Source organism: Leptothoe sp. ISB3NOV94-8A (genome assembly GCF_043421595.1).
Classification (GTDB): domain Bacteria; phylum Cyanobacteriota; class Cyanobacteriia; order Phormidesmidales; family Phormidesmidaceae; genus Leptothoe; species Leptothoe turfae.
Genome location: NZ_JAXSQW010000001.1, coordinates 3,182,556 through 3,198,857 on the forward strand (window position 1 = coordinate 3,182,556; position 16,302 = coordinate 3,198,857).

The 16,302-nt window shown below is 49.0% G+C and carries 12 protein-coding genes; 5 read left to right on the plus strand and 7 right to left on the minus strand.

All coding sequences use genetic code 11. The features are described from left to right. Nucleotides 1-245: 245 nt before the first annotated feature. The 5 genes from SPB21_RS13595 to SPB21_RS13615 form a co-directional block, all read right to left on the minus strand. A complete protein-coding gene (locus SPB21_RS13595; protein WP_163663096.1) occupies nt 246-1,895 on the minus strand; it encodes a mechanosensitive ion channel domain-containing protein in 1,650 nt (549 codons plus the stop codon). A gap of 146 nt (nt 1,896-2,041) precedes the next feature. Continuing rightward, the gene (locus SPB21_RS13600) at nt 2,042-2,710 is read right to left on the minus strand and encodes a TVP38/TMEM64 family protein (RefSeq protein ID WP_006514881.1); all 669 of its coding nucleotides are present in this window, start codon (nt 2,708-2,710) and stop codon (nt 2,042-2,044) included. A 163-nt stretch (nt 2,711-2,873) separates the two neighbouring features. Continuing rightward, on the minus strand, nt 2,874-3,647 hold the full coding sequence (locus SPB21_RS13605; protein ID WP_163663093.1) for a TVP38/TMEM64 family protein: 774 nt from the start codon (nt 3,645-3,647) through the stop codon (nt 2,874-2,876). Between the two features lie 93 nt (nt 3,648-3,740). Then, nucleotides 3,741-4,742 carry an arsenosugar biosynthesis radical SAM (seleno)protein ArsS gene (gene arsS, locus SPB21_RS13610; protein ID WP_499866842.1) on the minus strand — a complete coding sequence of 334 codons (1,002 nt, stop codon included), beginning with the start codon at nt 4,740-4,742 and terminating at the stop codon, nt 3,741-3,743. Nucleotides 4,743-5,064: 322 nt separating this feature from the next. After that, nucleotides 5,065-5,583 carry a hypothetical protein gene (locus SPB21_RS13615; RefSeq protein WP_163663087.1) on the minus strand — a complete coding sequence of 173 codons (519 nt, stop codon included), beginning with the start codon at nt 5,581-5,583 and terminating at the stop codon, nt 5,065-5,067. 873 nt (nt 5,584-6,456) lie between these two features. On the opposite strand from SPB21_RS13615, the gene SPB21_RS13620 reads away from it, so the two are divergent. Then, the gene (locus tag SPB21_RS13620) at nt 6,457-8,049 is read left to right on the plus strand and encodes a helix-turn-helix domain-containing protein (RefSeq protein WP_499062314.1); all 1,593 of its coding nucleotides are present in this window, start codon (nt 6,457-6,459) and stop codon (nt 8,047-8,049) included. Nucleotides 8,050-8,260: 211 nt separating this feature from the next. Here SPB21_RS13620 and SPB21_RS13625 read toward each other — a convergent pair whose 3' ends face one another. Then, nucleotides 8,261-8,464 (minus strand): hypothetical protein, encoded by a 204-nt coding sequence (locus SPB21_RS13625; RefSeq protein WP_499866843.1) that lies wholly within the window; start codon nt 8,462-8,464, stop codon nt 8,261-8,263. A gap of 364 nt (nt 8,465-8,828) precedes the next feature. Further along, nucleotides 8,829-10,364 (minus strand): calcium-binding protein, encoded by a 1,536-nt coding sequence (locus SPB21_RS13630; protein ID WP_499866844.1) that lies wholly within the window; start codon nt 10,362-10,364, stop codon nt 8,829-8,831. Between the two features lie 349 nt (nt 10,365-10,713). Between SPB21_RS13630 and SPB21_RS13635 the strand changes: the two genes are divergently transcribed. The 4 genes from SPB21_RS13635 (at nt 10,714) to SPB21_RS13650 (ending at nt 16,116) form a co-directional block, all read left to right on the plus strand. Next, complete coding sequence (locus SPB21_RS13635; RefSeq protein WP_499866845.1) at nt 10,714-11,607, plus strand: hypothetical protein; 894 nt, start codon at nt 10,714-10,716, stop codon at nt 11,605-11,607. 65 nt (nt 11,608-11,672) lie between these two features. Beyond that, nucleotides 11,673-12,611, plus strand: a complete 939-nt coding sequence (locus SPB21_RS13640) for a DUF1822 family protein (RefSeq protein ID WP_499866846.1) — start codon at nt 11,673-11,675, stop codon at nt 12,609-12,611. 298 nt (nt 12,612-12,909) lie between these two features. Beyond that, nucleotides 12,910-15,288: a CHASE2 domain-containing protein gene (locus SPB21_RS13645; RefSeq protein ID WP_499866847.1), complete on the plus strand. Its 2,379-nt coding sequence runs from the start codon at nt 12,910-12,912 to the stop codon at nt 15,286-15,288. Nucleotides 15,289-15,318: 30 nt separating this feature from the next. Next, a complete protein-coding gene (locus SPB21_RS13650) occupies nt 15,319-16,116 on the plus strand; it encodes a DUF928 domain-containing protein (protein WP_499866848.1) in 798 nt (265 codons plus the stop codon). The last annotated feature ends 186 nt before the right edge of the window (nt 16,117-16,302 follow it).

Genomic DNA, 16,302 nt, shown 5'->3' on the forward strand with positions numbered 1-16,302 from the left:
TAACCCGTCTTGCGAAGCTCTGACTCTGGCTGAACTCCTATGGATGCGGAACTGTTTCACGTCTTGTTAGATGTATTTCAAAACAACAGCCTATGGGTTCTATGACAACTGAACCATCTAAAGACTAGGTGATGAAATAGGGGGCGTCATCGGGTTTTTCTATAAGCCTGAATGACAAAATCTGAGAAGTCACCTTGCAGAAATCTGCAAGGCTGCTCTTCAACTGTTCTATAAGCTGTTTCTGACTAGGTTTTGTTATTATCCCAACGCTGATGCTTGTCGAGTTTATTCAGACTATCTTCGGATAGGGTAACTGGCAGCGGTCCTTTGGGGAGATGGATATCTCGCTGGGGAAATGGAATTTCGATGCCAACTTTGCGGAAAGCGGTTGCGATCGCAAAGTTTAAATCACTTTTCACCTGGGGATATAGCTGAGGTTTGCGAATCCATACCAGCAGCTCAAAATTAAAGGAACTTTCGCCAAAGTCATTCAAGAATACTTCAGGGGCAGGGGCTGCCATCACCTGGGAATGTTGCCGTCCCACCTCCAGTAAAATTGCCTTAACGGTCTCTGGGTTGCTGTTGTAGGAAACCCCCACCGGAATATGAATGCGCGATAGGGGATTACGGTGACTCCAGTTGATCACATCCTGCTCTAAAAATCGTGAGTTAGGCACAATAATCGACACCTGATCAAGGGTGCGAATATCCGTACTGCGGGGGCCAATGCGATCCACCCGACCCATTTTCCCCTCCAGTTCAATAAAATCGCCCACCTGGATCGGGCGCTCAAAAACCAGCACTAAGCCACTGCTAATGTCTTTGGCAATATTTTGCAGGCCTAAACCAAGTCCCACACCCAGGGCACTGGCAAGCAACGTCAGAGAGCTGAGATCGATGCCCCACAGCTGTAATACTGCAATGATGCCGACAAATAAGATGAAGTAACGGATTAAGATAGCAATGGCCGCCTGCATGCCCAGGCTGAGACCTGAAGCTTGTAAAAGTCGCGATCGCAACACATTTGTTGCAATTTTAGCCACCAGGACTAAAATTCCCAGCCACCCAAACAAAGCCAGAATATCGGCAATGGAGAGGCTCGTTTCTCCTAACGGCAGTGCTTGATCAATAAAAAACTCCGCCAGTCCATCCTGTATACGATGGGTCCAAGCCCTGGTGAATCGAAACTGCCTGACCACGAAGAGTACTGCCGATAGCCAGAGAGCCACCCGCAACACCAACAGTAATAGTTGAAGACTAAAGCGTGCCAGTGAAAACTCAGTGCGACCAATGCCAGTTGTCCCCGGTAGCGGTTGAGCAACACTTATGGGAAAGAGGGGCAATACATAACGACGACAGAGATACCCCAGGAAATAATGCAGTCCTGCGGCTCCTAACAAGACAGCAAGGGATGTGAGCGTAGCCCGCAGCAAATAATCCCCACTGCGTTCCAACCGTGCTTGCTTCAACCCTTCCTCAATATTCTCAGCCCAAATTCGAGCCTGGCGATCCAGGGTATCTTCTTTAACATTTACAGGTGGGTTCATGGCCCGCAGGTCATTGGCCGTCACCGATAACAACCGACGGCCTGTCCTCGCCGATGAACCATTGTAGATAATGGGCGTATATCTAGAAATATCTACCCTAACCGACAGAGGTTCACTGGATTTCATAAGCTCTGCCAGTTCCCAGTTGATGCCCTGGGCTCTTCGGGTTTCTGTCAGTTCTTTAGTTTCTGCCACTTGGAATAGACGTTGACCATCCACCACAATCCACTCGGTGGAAATCTCCTCTTCCTGGACAGTACTTTCCTGGTTTTTAATCCCCTGGGCAAAGGACTCAGGCGAAGCAAAGATAGTAAAGCCTAAGGCCACACTCAGCAGAAGGCCAATCACAAATCTGCTCGTAAGTCGCCAGTACTGCTGACGTTTTCTAACGTGCTGATCAAAAAATTGACTTAACACTGTCCGCTATCCCATCGATCTGGGCCTATCCTACAGTGTTTTAAAGAGACCTGGCTGTCCAGGCACTGGTTCAATGTCTACCGCAGTTCACTCCGGCGATATTTCTGAGCCAAGATCGGCATTAAGGATAGCAATGCCAATAAGCTTAAACAAATAACAACGGGCCACCAGTCACCATTGCGCAGAGCATCAACCCCTGTAACCCCTAACCAGGTATAGGCCATGGTGCCAGGGATAATGCCAATCAAAGTACCCAGGGCATAGGGCGTCACTGCAATATTGGTTAAACCGAAGAGGAAGTTCACCACGTTAAAGGGGGAAATGGGGGCAAACCTGACCGCCAGCACACAGGGTAAGGCCTGATGTTCCATGGTTTTGTCTAACCGTAAAAATATCCCCTTAAACCGAGGGTGTCGACAAAACCGTCGCTCAAACCAACCATGGAACAGATATCGCGCTAGCCAGAAGGCCATCAATGCGCCTGCGGTTGCCCCCAGGATGGACCACAGTGTGCCCCAAAGTAAGCCAAATAGGGCCCCCCCTATAACCACCAGCACTGTTCCAGGAATCCCCACGGCAGCGGCTATGGTATGGGCACCAATAAAAACAGCAACTCTCCAATTACCTGAGTTTTCGATGAGCTCGGTCAGTGCCTGATGGTCCAATAGGATATGTACTAATCGCCAACCCCAAAGGGCCACTGTAGCCACAATCAACAGACCCCAGATATGTTTTTTTCGGACCATGGCGATACGAGTGTCATTGTGAGTATGATACCAAGTTCCCTCGCTCCTCCCAGAATAAGCGGAGGATGCGTCGAGGGAAATTCAGGGTGCAGAGTGATGAATGTTACTGAGCTCCTGAGTGTTTCTGAGTAATCCGTAAGACTCAGCGTCTAAGACTCAGCGTCTAAGACTCGGCTTCAATAGGTTGATTAGTCTCAGGAAGAGATTCTTGTAGAGACTTGCGAGCAACCTTAGTCACAATAAAGACAACAGCAAATGTGGCCACCAAACCCACAAGTAAAAACGCCCATTCTGCAGGACTTCTCTCTTGTCCAGTGGCAGCACTACCGACGACACCACCGAGGTAGACATATAAAATAGTGCCTGGCAAAATGCCCACCGTGCCCAACACATAGTCAGTTAAAGACACATTGGTCAGTCCCAGAGCATAGTTCAACAAGTTAAATGGAAAGGCTGGAGAAAGACGTACCAAAAAGATGATTTTGCGGCCTTCTTTCTCAATAGCGTCATAGATGGCCTTAAAGATGCGATTACCCGATACCTTATTGGATACCCAGTCACGGGCCAGATAGCGCCCAATTAGAAATGCTGCCGTAGCGCCCAGCATTGCACCGATAAACACAAGAATGGTGCCTTTGACAATGCCAAATACGGCCCCTGCGCCCAAAGTCACCACCGATGCAGGTAAGAACGATACGGTGATAACGATATACATAAGGATAAAGACAATGGGGGCCACCGGTCCCAAGCCTTCAACCCAGTTGAGAGCGTTTTGAAGCGTGCCCTGGATACCACCGCTGGCGTCCTGAGCCATAGCTGGAGCCGCTGCCAGCAACACCATCCCGATAAAAGCAAATGACATAAATTTAGTCAGTACTTTAGCTAGTTTCGACTGATTACTTGGCAAAGGGCCAAGCATGTTTTTTGAGCCTGTCATTAGAAATACTCCTGTGTAAGTTTATCTTGAAAAGACGGTGTTCCCTATCCCCTCTGGAAAGTCTAGGCCCAGACTTTCCAGAGAGCTTGGTCTCTAAACTAGAGAACCTCCACAGCTAGACCCACTGCCGGCGGTACAACCAAAACAGTAGGGACGGGTTTGCACCTGTTCGACCACGTCTAATGTGCCACGCTCAAGCAAGGACTTGATGGTGACGGGTTGCCCTTGGGCATCCAGGGCTGGCACCCCCTCCATTTGGTGAAAATCACAGTCATAGACCTGACCTAAGTAATCCACCGATAGCTCACTGCGGCACATTAGATGGGCTACCGTGCCAGCATTATGATGCTGGGCTAAAAACGTCAGATAGGGATCATGGAGCTGACGATGTTTCAGATGAAATTTAGTACGGCCAATCGGTAGATTGGTGATGGTGAATAAGCTATTGAACTGAATATCAAAATGTTCGCTGAGGTAAGCCTTATAATCCTTTTCTAATCCGGTCTGTCCCGGCGTTAGGGAAAAGTTTTCAGAGGTGGGCACGGGCGGATTGTAGACTAAATCAATCACCAGATTTGGATCGTTGCCATATCCCTGTTGATTCAATAGCTGTAGTGCCTGAATCGAGTCATGGTAGACGCCCTGTCCCCGCATTTTGTCCACATTATCTTCTAGATAGCAGGGCAGTGACGCCACTACTCGCAATTGGTTTTTGGCAAAATAATCAGGTAGATCTTCGTAGCCAGATTCAAAAAAGATTGTCAGGTTTGAACGGACAATCACTTCTTTCCCTTGGGCACGGGCAGCTTCCACGATGGGACGGAACCCATAGTTCATCTCCGGCGCACCACCGGTTAAATCTACGGTCTGGATTTGTGGAAACTGATGAATCATTTCCACTAGCTGATTGCACACGTCAGGGGATAATTCCTCAGTGCGATGGGGGCCAGCCTCCACATGGCAGTGACTACAGCTGAGGTTGCACTTGCGGCCTAAATTGATTTGTAAAACGCTGATGGGCGTTTTGGTCAATGGTTGACCTAGAGCAGCCTCGAAACTGGGCAATGTCTGTGGAGCAGGAATTGACTGGACCATATCTAAATAAACGGGTAGTTGACGGCTTGCAGCCAGGAAGCTTGACTTCCACGACTGTCATTGAACGATACCTTGCTGAATTTTCCCTGAAAACAAAACACTAAATTGCTTAATGCCCTACAATCTCGCTCAGTCAATGACTTTAATAGGGATAGATGGATTGATCATGGGGGCTTATATTCGGATTTATTAATCCAAGTTTTAAGCATGCCAAGGCCAGGCCACTAGCTGATATAGACAGCTATCAAAAAACTGCTAACTGAAGCATTTTTTTTTGATAGTAGAAAAGACCAAGGCATCACTAGTGAGATGGAAGCTCATATCAGGAAACCAGTGTAAAGCGCTTATCCGTAAACATTGAGAGGGGGCGCAACCAGTACTTATCGCTATTGTCTTGGGTACTTTTGTAGCAAACATGTGGCTCACTTAATTCAGGAAATGCCCAGTGCTTATTACCAGTATGCTTTGTAGTAGAGTTTTCTGTTGCGGGAAGAATGTCATGATAGCTCCCTGACTCTGTATGAATCGCTGTGAAGTAAGCGGGTGAAGCATGAAACCCTTGCCCAGCTTCAACGATGACAACCACCTCATATTCATGCCACTTGCCCGCTGCTGGATTATGTTTGTAGTGGCGATAGATTTGACCAGGGGACGGGTTCAGCACCTTCTGATTATCAATGAAATCATCTCCTGTTAACGGCTTCTCTGGCAGCCTGTTCTCATGTCCACACCACGGGCACCACAGCATAGCCTGACTACCCCAAGGGAAATCGCCAATAGCCCACCATTTCTGGCAGCGATCGCAACTGAAGTGATAGAGATGTTCTATGGATACTTTCATGGCATACCTCGACAACAGCCCCAATAATCGCAGCTATCGCACTGCCTAGCCATACTACATCATTCAATTTCTATATCATCCTGCGCCAGCATCCGTCTCACTCATCTTCTCTGACTCCGAGAGCAAGAACAACGATTCTGGATCATCTAGCTCTGTTGCAACGCTTCTCTTTTTGCTAGGTTCCATCTTTCACTCAAGTCTCCATCGATTACTGAGTTGTCATTCGCCAGCTAGGGGAGTCATCGCCGTTGTTCTACGTCGGATAGGGTGTCAAGAAAATAAATTTTCATTAACGCTCAGGTATAACGAACTGACTGGGGGTTGGCATATAAGAATATCTATACCTATAAAAAGAACAATATAACCGATTAATTTATGCAGGAAACCCCTGGAATATTTCCAGCCAAAGTCCATATCCTAAATCCCAGAAGACTTCCCTTAAGAGCAGTGTCAGTCAAAGTTAGGCCTTACAGAAGAATGTATTTTGAAGACTCAAATCTGATAGTTCGTTTCAGCGAACCATGGGCGTAGTATCCATGATTTTTATGGGTTATTCTTGTCTAGAAAACAGTGATTTAAGTAACATTTTTTTAGCGGCAAAGGTCCGCCCTAAACATCTTCTCAATAGTTGCTAAAAAAATTGTTAAATCGCATCCAGGTCACATAGAAACCAAGGTATCAGTTAAGCTGTTATATCTAGTGATGTGAGTGAGAAACAATAGAGCCGCGCCTCGTAACAACTTCCTATTTTTTGAGCCCTCTACCCATAAGGTTTTGTTGACAAGGATTGTTGCACTCAAGCCTCAGTAATAAAGATCAAAATCTATAGGACGCCACCAATCTAATGGGTTGATCAGTGGATGCATTTTGTTTATGGTCTACACTGTCAAAGACAATTGTATTGCGTGTAATATTTGCCAGCCGCAGTGCCCCCATGGAGCAATTAAGTCTACAGATGACGGCGAAAGCTATTGGATTGATCCCACCCGCTGCGATGGTTGCCCAGATGTAGACATTCCACGCTGTGTAGAAGCCTGTGACGTTGATGCACTGGCTCCACTGCGCCCCAAAAAAGGGCGCTACAAAAGTAGCTTATTGCCACCAGCAATTCCTGACATCTTTCTCAATGGCAAAACCACACCGTTTGCTTCTTCCATGGTGATTTGGGAGGCCTGCAACATTTTAGCGCAGCGCCAGCATCTGTCGTGGCAAACTGATGCGGATGGCCAACTCTGCTATCGCCGTCCAGTGCACCGCGATCGAGGAGAAATGCGATTTCGACTGACCATAAACCCCGAAAGTCATTCTCCTGTTCCCATGTCTGAGTATGAGGCAACAGCTGCCATCACTCAATTCGATATTCGTGCCACCTGTCTCCATTTAATTTTTGCTGCCTATGCGGTCACGGTTGATTGTCCCTGGGAAACTTCCTTCGTATTGAACAACCAACACATTGAGCAATATTTGGGGCTTGATAAGCGTAAAGATCTGACCAAATTGGATAAGCTTACTCTAATCAAACAGTTGGTGTATCAAGCTTGTCAACTGCTCGTCGCAGTCGACTGGCCTCGCCAGGGCAAAGTCCATGCCTTCTCCCTGGATGAACACCCCATATGGCATCTGCTTGACACCGAATATTATTTTGAAGCAGATGCCCAGGGAGATCGCCATCTGATTGGTCTGAGTTTTACTGTGCGAGCCGGTATTTGGGCTAAACACTTTCTCAATAAGCGAGACTATCGTAACCAAACGGCTTTTTACCAGTACGGCAACTTACCCAAATCTTTGCTTACAGAAGTCCTCAGTAATTGGCAACAGCATGAAGGAGCCGTCCGTTTGCTTCTATGGCTATTGTTTAAGTTGCGGCTGGGGAGTGATCATCGGCTGACCGTTCGCACCCTGCTGCGCATTGCCTATGGCACAGATCGATTAGTGGCAGCAACCACTGTACGGGGTGCCCATAAGCGTCTGCTTAAAACCTTTGAAAGCGATCTGGAAGCCATTTACTATTATGGGCTCACCCCCCTGTTTGATCCAGAGACTTATTCTTTTGATATTCAGCCGTTATGGGCCAAAGCGGTTGACATTCCTGATGATGTTGACGATGCTCTTGAGTTTTGGGTGAATGATGCTAACCAGATCCGGAGCTTAACGGACACGGCTCCCCGAGATAAGTGGCAGCGGCTGATCAATGCACGACTTGCAGGGTTTGAGCTATCAGAAGACTGGCAACAAACAGTACATCGCCGTGCCCCTAAACGTCGTCGCAGGAAGTCTCAATCAGACCCGTTAGGGACGCTTTCCGGTCATGCCATCAAAGCAGCCCGCCAACGCCAAAACTTTTCTCAGCGTGCTCTGGCCGAGCGCCTTGGCAAGAGTCAGAGTTGGGTGCGCGATGTCGAAAAAGGGCGATTTAACATTAGTTCTGTAGACCACGTCCGTTTGCAACAAGCCCTGGGTTTCTAGGGAGATTCTCAGGCTCACAATCGCACTAACATGGGTAAAGTGAGTTCAACACAAGTATGGCTGTGGAGCAGAGCGCAATTTTAAATCACATGAAAAAGCCCCTGATAAACCAAAGCGAGAGGGTCAGGGGCGTTATGGAAACTAAGTGGTTTCTAAGATGCGATCGCGCCTGGTAGAAAATGGCTACAGACAATTGCCAAGCGCCAGTCACTTACTGGGGTGTAGCGACTGGCGGCTTAGAGGGGGATGAAACAGATAGTAATTGGTCGGTTTGGGGTTTTTCAGACTCTAAAACCTCTAGGTAGTCGGCCAATTTATTCCAATCTTGTGCCGCTCTAGCATTGCCTATGTCAGCTGCAAACCTAAGTGCATCAATGATTTTCCTTTTTTGGCTTTCATTTATGATGTAGTTCATTCTTTTTGACTCCCTGTATTGAGTGTTTTAGCCCCAACTTCCTAGCTTTAGTCCTAGCTTTAGAAATATGCTCTTTACTGATTCACCTTCTATGGATTCTTATACGACTGAAGCGTGAGAAAATCTGTAGCCAGCCGCACACAGCACCGAAAAATCGCCTAGGGAGATGCCTAGGCAGACTGGACAAAATTTCCAGAGTTGTGAATAGGACAGCAATTGCATCCCCCCATCCCCATTGGATAGTGGGCAAACTGACGCCAAAAAGTACCAGGGCTTGACACAAAAAAAGCCGATCGGTAGCTCCGATCGGCCATTACAGTCAACGCTTATGGGTTGAACTCGTCACACACCAGTCAAGGAGAACTTAGACATAGGTGAATTGGTTAGTGTTAGCTAGGTTGAGACTAGCGGCATTGACACCTTGGACAATACCAATTAGGTCTCCACCAAAGCTAATGCCAGCACCGGCTACGCCATTCACTGAGACGTTAGATAGGGAGTAAGAGGCTGCGCTACCAACTAGCTGAATTCTGTCAGCAATATCTCCAACAAAGTTGTAGGCATCAAAGTCACGCAGAACAGCATGGTCAGTATTGCCCTGGTCGTTATAGAAGACGCGACCATTTTGACCTAGAACAAAGACGTCAGTGTCATTGGTGTTGCCGCTAAATAGAATATCGCGTTCACCGGTGCCTTCGGCGGTAAGAGTTGTTCCATTCAAGCGGTCGTTGCCGAGACCACCGACTAGGATATCGTTACCACGATCACCCAACAGGTAGTCGTTGCCTGCTTCGCCGCGTAGCACATCATTGCCAAGGCCACCAACCACAGTATCGTTGCCTGCGCCCGCAAAGACGCTGTCGTTGCCTGCCCCTGTGTGGATATAGTTAGCTCCAGAAGTACCGGTGATAATGTCGTTACCGGCGCCAGTGTAGACCCGCTCAAAGTTAGTGGCAGTCTCACCGACGTAGTTAGTTACCCCCGTAATCATGTTGAGGTTATAGGCCCCATTCCAAAAGCGCACATCCAGGGTGTCAATGCCAGCACCGCCATCCATGCGGTCAAGGCCTAGGCCACCGTCAATCCAGTCGTTACCGGCTTGGCCAAAGATGCGGTCATTGCCATTTTGACCTCGGAGCACATCGTTGCCAGGGCCACCGTAGATCGTGTCATTGCCTGCACCTGCAAATACACGGTCGTTGCCTGCGCCAGTGCTGATGACGTTGTTGCCAGCAGTACCGGTGATGGTGTCGTTACCTGCACCTGTGAAAACATTCTCGAAGTTGGTGGCGGTTTCTCCAGCGTAGTTGGTCACCCCTGTGTTCATGTTAAGCACATAGGCCCCGTTCCAGAAGCGCACATCTAAGCTGTCAATGCCAGCACCGCCGTCCATGCGGTCAACACCAAAACCACCGTCAATCCAGTCATTACCCGCTTGTCCGAAGATGCGGTCATTGCCGTGTCCACCCCGGAGCACATCGTTGCCAGGGCCGCCGTAGATCGTGTCATTGCCTGCGCCTGCAAATACACGGTCGTTACCTGCGCCAGTGCTGATGACGTTGTTGCCAGCAGTACCGGTGATGGTGTCGTTGCCTGCCCCTGTGAAAACATTCTCGAAGTTGGTGGCGGTTTCTCCAGCGTAGTTGGTCACCCCTGTGTTCATATTGAATACATAGGCTCCGTTCCAGAAGCGCACATCTAGGGTGTCAATGCCAGCACCGCCGTCCATACGGTCAAGGCCTAGGCCACCGTCGATCCAGTCATTGCCTAAGCCACCAAAGATAATGTCGTTACCTGCGAGACCACGAATTCTGTCGTTGCCTGCGAGACCGTTGATGATGTCGTTTAGATTTGTGCCAACTAAATTGTCATTAAAAGGGGTGCCGTTAATTAAAGCCATGGAAGGGTTCTCCTGAATGGTGAAGACTTACAAGATTTTGGAAAGAAGTTGACAGGTTTGTTTTGGTGCTGTTTTCTTTCCGTTCAGTAGTCACTCGTGGCGTTGCAATGGGTTTTATGCAAAAAAATTAGTTTTTTTGAAATTAGTTTTTTCTTGATCGCCATTTCCTTTGCTATGCAAGGCTTTGATGGATTTCAGAAAATATTTTTCGATGGGTAAGGGTGGCAATCATCGAAAAATATTGCATTTTGCATAAAAAATGATCGAATTGAACGAGTTATGGAGAAACGAGTCGATAATCTTGAGGAGGTTACATGAACCCTCGAATTACATTTCACCAAGATCGTCTATGGAATCGCATTTTAAGCAACTTATCTTGGTTCTCCAGGGGCAAGCACCAGGGGAGGCTGAACGCGCATTCTCTGATTTGGTTGAAACGATGATGCGATCGCGAAAAATAGGACGCCCCCCCCGAGGTCAGCCCCTGACCGGTATCTATAAGGAAATTTGCGATCGCATTCACCAACAGCTCACCCAGGCTTTACAGGATTGCCTCGACCAGAGCCTTCTAGACACTGACCCCAACTGGGGCTATCAATTGCGGGCCCAGGCGACTAAAGATGCCCTAACTGACCCCTTACTCAAAGGTCTGGCCCTAGAAGCCCAAGGCCAGCCCAATCCTAGCCCTCTACGGCAGCATGCCCTCCTCCAGCTAGTGGAGGCTATTCGGGCCAGTGGTAGGCTGGCCCATCCCCACCGGGCCAAGTTTTCGCCTTCTTTCTATGACTTGCTCTATGAAGAAGCCGTCAACCGCACCCTGGTGTATGTGTGTCAAAAAATTGACACCTACGACCCAGAGCGGGGTCAGGCGCAAAAGTTTATGAACTGGGTGAATTTTCGGCTAGACCGCATGGTGATCGAATGCCGACGGCAATTTAGCGATCGCAACACCCAGGAATTGCCTAACCTGAACGACCTGGAGCGGCTCTCTCAGCCAGAACCGACATCCACCCTGGCGAAGGATGTCCAGGACTATATCGCGGCCGACCGCGATGACGTATTCAAATCCACACACATTCGTAAGCGACCGGATGCTAGCTTTCAAGCCATTGCCCTAGCTCGGTTCGCTGACCAAAGCTGGGAAGAGATTTCGACCCAGTTTGATATCAAAATCCCCACCCTTAGCAGTTTCTTTCAGCGCTGCTGTGACAAGTTTTCGGATCAATTCCGGGAGCTGCTTTAGACCCAATCTACCAGACTTATTTCAACAACTCGCTTAAACGCTTGCCCACTTGTGAGACACACGCCATGAACACCTCCCCTCCTCCTTCGGACTTTACAGTCCCCCTCTCCTTAGAACCTCATCACCAGGCCGAACAATTCCGCAAAAATCAGTCAAATCCGCAGAAAGGCAAGCAGGTTTATCTCAATACGCTGGCTATTTATGCCACTCGTTTTTACTTGGAATGTCTGGGGTTCGAGCCCGATCTAGACGCTAGCGATGGTCTTAACCCGGTGCAGCAAATGTTATTGGGAACAGCGGGGTTAGCGGTGGCCGACCAGGGGCAGCTGGAGTGTTGCCCGGTGCTACCGGGTGAAACTGAATTGACCATTGCCCCTGAGGTCAGTTGCGATCGCATTGGCTATGTCGCTGTACAACTCGACAACAATTTACGCTTGGCCACCCTGCTTGGATTTGTTAGCGAAGCCACTGAGCCAGTTCCCCTAGCGCAGCTGCAGCCCATGGAAGATCTCTCGCAGTTGCTCACACCGTCTATGGCTCAACAGAGGATGCAGCAAGCGACCCAACAGGCCAGCGAACAAATTACCCAGCTCAGCCAGTGGTTACAAAACCTGGCCGATGACAGTTGGCAAGCATTAGACAGCTTTGTTAACCCAGCCAGCCTAGCCTTCAGAAACCAAACAACAGGTTTGGGAGAAGGCATAATTGGCCGTTGCAAACGCATTAGTCTCAATGACCAAGATATCACCCTTGCCCTGGGTCTTTTGCCCTTATCCGAATCTTCAACAGAGATTCAGGTGCAGGTTTACTGTACGCAAGAACAAACTTACCTGCCTCCCCAGCTACAACTTAGTGTTCTAGATGCCGACAACCAAGACGTGATGCAGGCCGAAGCCAGGGCCACGGAAGCAATTCAGCTCAAATTTACCGGCAGCCCCGGCGAACAATTTAGCCTTAGAGTCGCATTGCAAAACGCCAGCTTTGCTGAAACCTTTATTATTTAGAAAGTCTTGAGTTTTGTAGAGCTTTGCTCTTCTAAGCTTGCTGAGCATTTTGAATTTTGAATTCGAGCTGTTTACTTAGATCGCATCTACCAAATAGTTATTAGCTCAAAATTAAGTAGGCTAGCTCAATCCTTTATAAGATATGAACCAACCGTTTAACGTCTTGGAAACGGAAGGGGGCCTGGATATCTGATAGCTAATTGGGAGTACCTACCAAACAGCTAAGAACTAAGAACCCAAAACTCCCCCTCTCCTGTGTTCCCTTCGCTAGAATCCTGCCCATCCCTCTCCCAGACCCATGACCGAAAAACTGGTAACTCTAAAACTTGAGGGTGATATTGCCACCACTGGATTTCACGTGCTTCTAGAGATTGGCGAAGAAGGTGCTCGGCCAGATATCGAAGCCATTGGCTCTCTGCCTGCCAATCCCCAGCTGTTGCAACAGCTGCAAAAGTGGCAAGATAGCTATCGTCTCCTAGATACACCCTCGCGCATCCAGCCAGTAGAAATCACCTATGTGGGGTCTCTGCATACGGTTGATGCCTGTCAGCAGGAGGCTAAACATCTGGATCAGCAGTTTAAAACCTGGTTACAATCATCCACGTTTGCCTCGATTGATCAACCGCTGCGAGAAGAGCTGAGCCCAACGGATACGGTGCGGATGGTAATGCGTACAACCAATGGCCATTTGCACCATCTACCCTGGCACTTGTGGGAGTTAGTGGATCGCTATCCGAAGGTGGAGATTGCCCTGGGCACGCCCACGATTAAACGAGGCGAAGACCGTGAAACCCCACAGGAGATCGTTAAAATTTTAGCCATTCTCGGTGATAGCAGTGGCATTGATGTAGACGCAGATCGTCAGCTATTGGAGACGATTCCTGGGGCGGAGGTGACTTTTTTAGTGGAACCCCAGCGACAACAGATTACCGATCAGCTGTGGGAACAACCCTGGGACTTACTTTTTTTTGCCGGTCATGGTCGCACTGAGTCGGGGGCAGGCACGATTTATATTAACCCTCAAGAAAGTCTCACATTAGATGAGCTGAAGTATGGGTTACGCCAGGCGATTAAACAGGGACTACAGCTAGCGATTTTTAACGCTTGCGATGGGTTAGGTCTGGCGTCAGCCCTGGCCCCCCTCGGTTTGCCACAAATGATTCTGATGCGTGAACCTGTACCTGATCGGGTTGCTCAAACATTTTTGAAATACTTTTTAGATGCTTTTGTGGCGGGTGAATCCCTTTACCTGGCGGCTCGTCAGGCAAGGGAAAGACTCCAGGGGCTGGAAGATCGGTTTCCCTGTGCTAGCTGGTTACCAATTATCTTTCAGGTCAATCCAACTCTGCCCAAACGCTGGTCGCAGCTGGCCAAGGCAGATGTTGCGCCTGTTCAGCCCCATAGGTTTAGGACTATCCCTAAAGTAGGTGGTTTGCCGATTAAAACTCTGTTGACCATCAGTGCCGTAGTCACCGCTGCCGTTGGCCTACTGCGTTGGACAGGTGGGTTACAACGGGCAGAGCTGCTGGCCTACGATCGGTTCATGCGACAGCAGCCGACCCAAACCATTGATGACTCGCGGTTGCTTGTTGTCGAGGTTACAGAAGCTGATGTCAATACCTATGGGTACCCCATTCCCGATGATGTGTTGGCGCAGGTGATTGATCGGTTACTGCCGTATCAACCGCACGTTATCGGTTTTGATATTGCGCGTAACCGGGTAACCCCGGAATCAGGGCCCTTAGGACAGCATTTTCAGCAACAGGATAATTTGGTGGCTGTTTGTAGTTTTGGCCAGGCCGGTGACGCCAATAAATCTGGCATAGGCCCCCCATCTAGTATGCCGGAAAACCGAGTAGGCTTTGGGAATGTGGTGCCTGATCCGGATGGTATTTTGAGGCGGCAGCTGCTGTTTGCCCAGCCAGATACCACCAGCCTCTGCACGAGTCGGATGTCTTTGGCCATGCTCACAGCGTTACATTATTTAGATGCTTTGGGGATTCAGCCGGAAAATCTGGATCGTGATCGGCTACAGCTGGGTGCGGCTATTTTTACGCCCCTAGAAGATCGTAGCGGTGGCTATCAAGACATTGATAGTCGTGGTTTTCAAACGCTGTTAAAGTACTCACCTAATTCTGATATTGCCCAGCGGATAACCCTGACGGAAGTACTCTCGGATGAGATTTCGTTAGAAAGTTTAGAGACTCGTGCTGTATTACTCGGTATGAGTGCGCCGACGTCCAATCCGACGGAGTATTTTCTGACCCCGATTGGAGCAGGAAAATGGCCCCGAGAAACTCTACCCGGCATCGATATTCATGCCCAGATCTTTAACTATGTGACAGCAGCAGCACTGGATGACTTATCGGTGTTGCAAACGTTGCCCGCATGGAGTGACGGACTGTGGATCACGGTGTGGACGCTTGCAGGCATAGGGCTAACCGTTAAACCGCGAGTCTGGCCAGTTTGGTTACTCAGTCTGGGCGGGGCCGTAATTGTGCTCTATGGCACGAGCTGGGGCCTGTTTGCCATGGGGCTGTGGGTGCCGTTAGTGCCAGCGGCCCTAGGGTTAGTGGGGACAAATGTGGGTGCGATCGCCCTAGCCCATGGGTCCAAAACAGCAAGCCATAACAACGATACTTTAAACAACTCCGGAAAAGCACCCAAACCATCGTAGTTAAAACGTATACAGAGAGAGAATCTACCCATGGCCAAACAACAGTATTCAACTCGTTTAATCAGTTTGTTTGCTGCGCCTGTGGCGGCACTGAGTCTGTTTACTCCAGCCATGGGTCAGTCTGCGCTTCAGCCTGAGCTTACCGCTGTTAATTACAATCCTCCCAACCGTGGTGCACCGTCACACACGCGTAATGCCTTGAGCCGGGCTGGACTCTGTGGGGATCTGACTGCGGTACAACCCACCCAGACTAACTGGGGAGAAACGTTAGCGGCGCGTCCCACCTTTGGCATTTACGTAAATGCCCCCGCCACCCATTTAACGTTTGAACTTAAAGACGAGAGTTCAGGAGAGATTCTTCATCAGGCCAATTTTGAACAGATTGCAGGGCCAGGAATTAGTCTCTACACACTGCCAGATACAGCACCAGCTCTGGAAGTCAATCGTCCCTATCGCTGGCAGGTGAGCCTGGAATGTGAGCAGTTTAGTACGGTGCAAGTTCCACAGCGGGGGATGAGAACCTCGGATGGTATGATTGTGCGTCGTGCCCCTGGTGACGAACTACAAACGGCCCTAGCTGCTACATCAAATAACGAAAAGCCATCACTGTTGGCGGCCAATGGTCTCTGGTATGACACGGTTGATGCTCTACTCACCTGGCGTTTGACATTTCCTGAAACAGACACCTGGACGGCGCAGTGGCAGAGTTTATTAACCCATCCTATGGTACAGCTCGATCATCTGATGGAGGCGACTCCGATCGATTGTTGTTTAGCTGCCGATTGCCCCCATACGGATACAGAACTAGACTTATCCACATCTCTGTAGAGAAAGACCCGCTGCTTTCTCTCTGTTTATCTACTCATTTATTCCCACTGAGACTTTACCCATCACTCAAATCCTAACGACTCTTTCAAGGAAACAAAATTCATCAGATTCCATGCTTAGATATACAGGCATTGCATGCAACGTCTCTCCAATATCTACTTTCGGATTTGATCAATAGCTTCCCCT

Bases quoted from the DNA above. Each gene is read 5' to 3' on its own strand.
- SPB21_RS13605 (WP_163663093.1), bottom strand. From the start codon at position 3,647: ATGACAGGCTCAAAAAACATGCTTGGCCCTTTGCCAAGTAATCAGTCG.
- SPB21_RS13645 (WP_499866847.1), top strand. From the start codon at position 12,910: ATGACCGAAAAACTGGTAACTCTAAAACTTGAGGGTGATATTGCCACC.
- SPB21_RS13620 (WP_499062314.1), top strand. From the start codon at position 6,457: ATGGTCTACACTGTCAAAGACAATTGTATTGCGTGTAATATTTGCCAG.
- arsS (WP_499866842.1), bottom strand. From the start codon at position 4,742: ATGGTCCAGTCAATTCCTGCTCCACAGACATTGCCCAGTTTCGAGGCT.
- SPB21_RS13625 (WP_499866843.1), bottom strand. From the start codon at position 8,464: ATGAACTACATCATAAATGAAAGCCAAAAAAGGAAAATCATTGATGCA.
- SPB21_RS13650 (WP_499866848.1), top strand. From the start codon at position 15,319: ATGGCCAAACAACAGTATTCAACTCGTTTAATCAGTTTGTTTGCTGCG.
- SPB21_RS13630 (WP_499866844.1), bottom strand. From the start codon at position 10,364: ATGGCTTTAATTAACGGCACCCCTTTTAATGACAATTTAGTTGGCACA.
- SPB21_RS13635 (WP_499866845.1), top strand. From the start codon at position 10,714: ATGGAATCGCATTTTAAGCAACTTATCTTGGTTCTCCAGGGGCAAGCA.
- SPB21_RS13615 (WP_163663087.1), bottom strand. From the start codon at position 5,583: ATGAAAGTATCCATAGAACATCTCTATCACTTCAGTTGCGATCGCTGC.
- SPB21_RS13640 (WP_499866846.1), top strand. From the start codon at position 11,673: ATGAACACCTCCCCTCCTCCTTCGGACTTTACAGTCCCCCTCTCCTTA.
- SPB21_RS13600 (WP_006514881.1), bottom strand. From the start codon at position 2,710: ATGGTCCGAAAAAAACATATCTGGGGTCTGTTGATTGTGGCTACAGTG.